The following is a 5,468-nucleotide window of genomic DNA, read 5'->3' on the forward strand; positions in this document are numbered from 1 at the left end:
ACATGACGAGGGGATCGAAAAGGCGCAGCATGCGAGCCTGATCCCCGAGTGCGCCCGGCAGGGATCGAACCTGCGACCTGGTGCTTAGAAGGCACTCGCTCTATCCACTGAGCTACGGGCGCGCTTGCAGGGGATGGGCCCACCGGGGAGCTACAACAGGGTAGCAAGGTTCGACCAGGCATCGAACACGCGGGGACGCGCCGTCTCCTGGGAAGGTCAAGCTCCTGGGAAGGCCGAGGTACGACGCTGAGGCGTCCGTGGCAGGTGGGCAGACGGGATGCGTCGCGGACCGGCGTGGGGTCCGAGCGTCGGCGTGCCGGTGCGCGTGGGTCCGTGGATGCGTGGCCTGTGGGCGAACCCTCGTTATCCACAGGCGACCAACCGAGGGTTTCCGAAGTCGCCGTGACGGCTCACTGTGGGAGAGGCCGTTCGCGGCCAGCCCGGCGGATCCGTCCCTGACCCGAGGAGCACGCCATGCTCGAGACGACCATCACGCTTGTCGGCAACCTGGTCGACGATCCGGATCATCGGATGACGGCCAACGGTGCGTCGATATGCACCTTCCGCCTCGCATCGATGCCCCGCCGGTTTGATCGTTCCGAGAGCCGCTGGGTCGACGGAACCACGCTGTTCCTGCGGGTCTCCTGCTGGCGCCAGCTCGCGGACAACGTCGCTGCCAGCCTCGTCCGGGGTGATCGCGCGCTCGTCTACGGCAGGCTGCGGCAGCGGTCGTTCGAGACGGGCGAAGGGGAACGGCGGGTTACCTACGAGATCGACGCGGATGCGGTCGGAACCGAGCTCACCTGGCATGCGGCTCGCTCGGAGCGACTTGCCCGTCGCCCGGGCTCCGCGGTGGTGGCGGCGGCCGCGACGGATGTTCCCAGTGATCCGTCCGCTCTGGTGGGATCCGAGCACGGCGCTCTGGCCGGCTTCCCGGTCGCCGGTGCGGATGCGGATGCGGCCGGAGCGGCATCCGCCGCGACGGCCATGGCGTCGATGGCCGAGGGACCGCCGGAGGGTTCCGGGCGGCTCCAAGGCGCGGGTGCGGCGCCCGGCGAACCGCGCCCGTCCGCGGTGACGGTCGGCGATTCCCCCTGGCAGTCGTTTCCCTCCTCCCATGACCTGTCCTGACCGTCCAGCCGATGGTGGGGACCTGGAGGGCGAGTCGGACCGACCTGCGTCCGCTGCGGCCGAGGGCGCTGGGTACCGTGCCGTGGATGAGCAGCCGGCACGAGATGGGGCAGACGGGGCCTGTCTCCGTCGAACCCGGGACAGAGCCGCAGGCGCCCTTCGACGTCATCGATGCGCAGGTTGTCGTGAGTCCCGGCTTGGAGAGTGGCCTTGCGCACGGGACACCCGGATCGGTGGTCGCCGCCGTGCCCAGGGGTGACGCCGTGCCCAGGGGTAACACTGGGCTCGGGGGTGACGCCGAGCCCCGGAACGACACGCCGCGGTCCCGGCCGGACGGAGAACAACCGCCGGCCGGGCCGCCGGCTTCCGACGCCGCTCGCGGTCGGCGGACTCCCGTCCAGCGGCTGCGCGTTCGTCTCGCGAGCATCTCGGGGCCCGCTCGGTACGTGATGGTGCTCGCCGTTCTGAGCACGGCGGTCGCCGTCGTCCTCCGGCACACCGTGTTCCCGTTCCTGTCGGTCAACAACGACGAGGGCATCTACCTCCTGCATGCCAGGACCCTCGCCGAGGGCCGCCTGTTCCCGCCCGCCCCGGACCCGGCACGGTCCTACCTGCCGTGGCTGGGAACCGTTGTCGGCGATCACTACGTGTTGAAGTACACGCCCTTCGTACCCGCGATCTTCGCAATCGGCATCGTGCTGACGGGAAGCATCGATCCGGTGCTTGCAATGATCGTCATGGCGGCGGTCGTCGTCACCTACCTGCTGGGCGTCGAGCTGTTCGGTAACCGGCGGACCGCGGCGTTGGCGGCGACCCTGCTCGCCCTCTCCCCGCTGGTGATCCTGCAGAGCGCGATGGTGCTGAGCTACCTGCTGACCCTGGTGCTGCTGCAGGTGACCGTTCTGGGAGTGTTGCGGGGACGGCGCCGCCGACGGGCGGCACCGGTGGTCGTCGCGGGCCTCGCCCTCGGCGTGGCGGCGGCGGTGCGGCCGTACGACGTCGTCCTGCTCCTGGCTCCGCTCGCGATCTGGCTGCTCCTGACCTCCACGGGCGGGCGCTGGTGGCTGGGCTGGTGGCTGCTTTGCGGGCTCGCCGCGCCCGTGGCGCTTGTCCTGCTCAGCAACGCCGCTGCCACCGGTGACCCGTTGCGGCTGCCGTTCACGCTCCTCGAACCCGACGACAAGCTCGGCTTCGGGGTGCGCAAGCTGTATCCCGGCGACGGCAGGCACGACTTCGGCTTGCTCGAAGGGCTGCGGTCGGTCGGCGACCACCTGTGGCTGTTCGGCGGCTGGGCCTGCGGGGGAGTGGTGCTGGCCGGCTGCGCGATCGTCGTGGCGGCTCGGCGGCAGCTGTCCGCACCCGCCGCGCTCCTGGGTGCGGGTGGGCTGCTCTTCCTGGGCGGATACGTCGGCTTCTGGGGCGCGTGGAACGCGGCCGAGTTGTGGGGCGGCATCCGCTACGTCGGCCCTTTCTACCTGGTCCCGGTGCTCATCCCGCTCGTCCACCTCGGCGCGGAGGGCCTGGTCAGGGCCGGCGAAGCCGTCTTCGCCCGCGGGCGAAGACTCGGGCTCATCGCCGTCGCGGGGACCGGCGCCGCCATCCTGGCGCTCACGGCCGTCGTCCTGGTCGGGGCGGTGCGCGCCAACCTCACGCTCACCGGGCACGACCGTGACCTCAGCGCGATGCTGGATCGGCTGCCGGGCAATCCGCTCGTGTTCGTCGCGGCGAACCCGCCGTTTCTCGGGCATCCCACTCCGGTGACCGCGAACGGGCCGAAGCTCGAAGATCCTGTGCTGTTCGCCGTGTCGCGGGGGGTCGACGATCTCATCGTGGCCGCTGACCACGCGGACCGCCCGGCCTATCTGCTCCGCCTGGCATCGGCCTACGACCGCTCACCCGCCTCGCCCTCCACCGCGCGGGTCGAACGGCTGGCGGTCAGGAGCGGCAGGCGGGTGGCGGTGACCCTGAGAGTGGATGCCGCGCCCGCGGGCGCCCGTTCCGCCCGCGTCGTGCTCACCGAGGGTGTCCGCCGCCTGTCGATTCCGGTCCATCCGCGGATCCCCACCTCGATGATCCTCACCGTCGACGCGGACGGCCTCGATACCACCGATATCATCAGTATCACCAGTATTGCCAACATCGCTGGCGGCATGGACAGCACCGGAATCGTGACTGACCGCAACGACTCCGGTCGGTCCCGGGTGCATTCCGGATCCCTCGGCCGTCCGTCGGCGAGCACCGTGCGGGACGGTCGGGGCACCTCCATCACCGTGGCCTACTACGCGACGAGCCCTTCCGGACGGGAACATTTCCTCGATCAGCAGGTGTTGCCCGTGCGGCTGGCCGCACGGGACGGTTCCCGGTCGGACGGTTCCAAGCCGGACGGTTCCCGGCCGGCTGCCGGCCCGCCGGTCACCGTGCTCGGATCCCTCGGGGAGGTCGATGAGGTCGGGGAGGGACGTCGGCCGCCGCTGCGCATCATCATCGATGATCGTCGAGGCTGACCTGCCCGCCCGGGTGACCTGCCTGCCCCGGCGCCCCGACGCCCCGGTGAACGGTCGGCCTGATGATCGGCCGGCCCGGTGATCGGTCGATGCGGCGGATGGGAGGGAGCACGTACGTTCCGTCGAGGACGTCGGCCCCCGGCTCGTAGATCCGTAGGACGGGCCGGAAATCGCCGACCGCCGCGGGCAGCCAGTTGTCAAGCGGCCCGCCGTCCTCCAGGGGATCACTCTGGAGCAGGATGCGCACCGAGCCGTCCGGACCGCGGCGCAGATCGCGGTCGCCGCTCCGCAGGGAATACCGGTGCAGGGGATTCTCGACGAGGTAGTACTCGGGCGCGTCGTACATCGTCAGCGACCAGAACGCGGCCTGCGGCGGCGGCACCAGCTCCAGCAGGTACCGGTGGGCCCCGCTCAGCTGACGGCCGTCCGTGTCAATGGCACGGCTCGCCTGGATCTCCTCATAGCCGTGTGTCGCACCCCGCGGGAGCCGGGCGGCCATCGCCCGGGCGAGACGGGCCTGTGCCCGATCGCTTATCCGCCAGGCCGGATCGTCGATCGTGCCCGGTCCGAGTCGGTCCAGGTTGAAGTCGAGGGCATGCGGGGTGCTCACCCAGCCGTTCGTCAGCGCCCGGCCGGCGTGCGCCACCCGTTCGAGCTTGTCGCGGCCGGCGCGCAGCCCGGTGCGCAGGGACCAGGCGAGGCCCGGGTTGGGGTCGACGTACGGCGAAGGATCGTCGAGGATCCCGAGCGAGGTGAAGTGGCGGGCGTACTCGGCCTCGGCCCGCGACGGAGGATAGGAGCGCAGCCAGATGCGCAGCTCCTCCCAGAACCGGAGGTCGTCACAGACCCTCTTCGAGTGTTCTGGCGGTCCCTCCGCGCGGCGGGCCTCGGGATCCAGCGGGCTCAGGTCCAGTTCCTCCTGCAGCCGGGACACCGCCGCGATGTCCGCCGGGCCGTCGAAGCCGAACCGGTTGATCAGCGTCAGCAGCCGGGTCGGTGCCTCGATGCGGGCCAGCGACGCGGGCGCGCTGCCTGTCCAGCCCGGCGGGACGAGCAGATAGCGCCCACCCCGTCCGCCGGTGGTTCGCCGTCCCACGTAGGCGAAGTTGTTCCGCCAGGCGTCCATGAAGATCATAACGCTGTAACGATCCGGCGTGTCGGGGATCCGCAGGACCAGCGGACCCGGCGTGAGATCGACCTCGGCCACCGAGCACAGGGCGTCGTTGTCGACGCTGACGAAGCAGGACAGTGGCGCGGGTGGTTCCGTCTCGTGAGCGAAGGCGTTGTACCCGGCAGGCCGGATTGGCCCGATTCCCTCAGCCGCCGTCCGTACGCTCAGCCGGACGTTGCTGACCAGGGGATATCCGAAGATGAACGCCTCGGCAGCCAGCCCGAGCCGATGGTCACTCGCGAGCATGCGGTCCTCCCCGTGCTCGTCATCTCCTTTTCAGTGGTCGCCCCCACGCCCCCACGTTTCAGTGGTCGCCCCCACAGTGGCCGCCTCCACAGTCCGTGCCCTTCTTTGTGGTGTGGTACCCACCGGATGCCGTCCGGGGGCCGGGCAGCATCCGGTGATCCGCCCGGTCCTCGACGTCGGCCGACGGGCCACCGATCACCGCTGTGAGGAAGGCGGGCGCGATGCCCTAGCGGGAGTTTCCTAGATAGTTCGATCTTGGTTGGAGTTTTCGCAGCCCATGACCAAAGCTGATCTTCCGGATGTGTATTACCTAAGCTTGTCGTTTAACCTTCGGGTATCACTCTGTGTGATAGTCGCTGGTGGTTTGGGGTGGGCCGGCGTGTCGCCGGGACGTGAAGCGGCCTTCTGTTGATCCT

3 protein-coding genes and 1 tRNA gene are annotated in these 5,468 nt (G+C 70.0%); 2 read left to right on the forward strand and 2 right to left on the reverse strand.

Annotation, left to right across the window (positions count from 1 at the left end):
- Positions 1 to 49: 49 nt before the first annotated feature.
- Positions 50 to 122: transfer RNA gene (locus AC08ON_RS15725), tRNA-Arg, on the reverse strand.
- A gap of 352 nt (positions 123 to 474) precedes the next feature.
- Here AC08ON_RS15725 and AC08ON_RS15730 point away from each other — a divergent pair.
- Both AC08ON_RS15730 and AC08ON_RS15735 read left to right on the forward strand, forming a co-directional pair.
- A complete protein-coding gene (locus tag AC08ON_RS15730; protein ID WP_476608312.1) occupies positions 475 to 1,131 on the forward strand; it encodes a single-stranded DNA-binding protein in 657 nt (218 codons plus the stop codon).
- An 86-nt stretch (positions 1,132 to 1,217) separates the two neighbouring features.
- Positions 1,218 to 3,635, forward strand: a complete 2,418-nt coding sequence (locus AC08ON_RS15735) for a DUF7846 domain-containing protein (RefSeq protein WP_476617239.1) — start codon at positions 1,218 to 1,220, stop codon at positions 3,633 to 3,635.
- Here the strand turns inward: AC08ON_RS15735 and AC08ON_RS15740 are convergent.
- The gene (locus AC08ON_RS15740; protein ID WP_476608314.1) at positions 3,613 to 5,052 is read right to left on the reverse strand and encodes a DUF1254 domain-containing protein; all 1,440 of its coding nucleotides are present in this window, start codon (positions 5,050 to 5,052) and stop codon (positions 3,613 to 3,615) included. The genes AC08ON_RS15735 and AC08ON_RS15740 overlap by 23 nt on opposite strands.
- Positions 5,053 to 5,468 lie beyond the last annotated feature (416 nt).

Source organism: Frankia sp. CoWAU3, assembly GCF_977971855.1.

What these genes read in the sequence shown, in the direction of transcription:
- AC08ON_RS15740 (WP_476608314.1), bottom strand. Translation starts at nt 5,052, where the DNA reads ATGCTCGCGAGTGACCATCGGCTCGGGCTGGCTGCCGAGGCGTTCATC.
- AC08ON_RS15735 (WP_476617239.1), top strand. Translation starts at nt 1,218, where the DNA reads ATGAGCAGCCGGCACGAGATGGGGCAGACGGGGCCTGTCTCCGTCGAA.
- AC08ON_RS15730 (WP_476608312.1), top strand. Translation starts at nt 475, where the DNA reads ATGCTCGAGACGACCATCACGCTTGTCGGCAACCTGGTCGACGATCCG.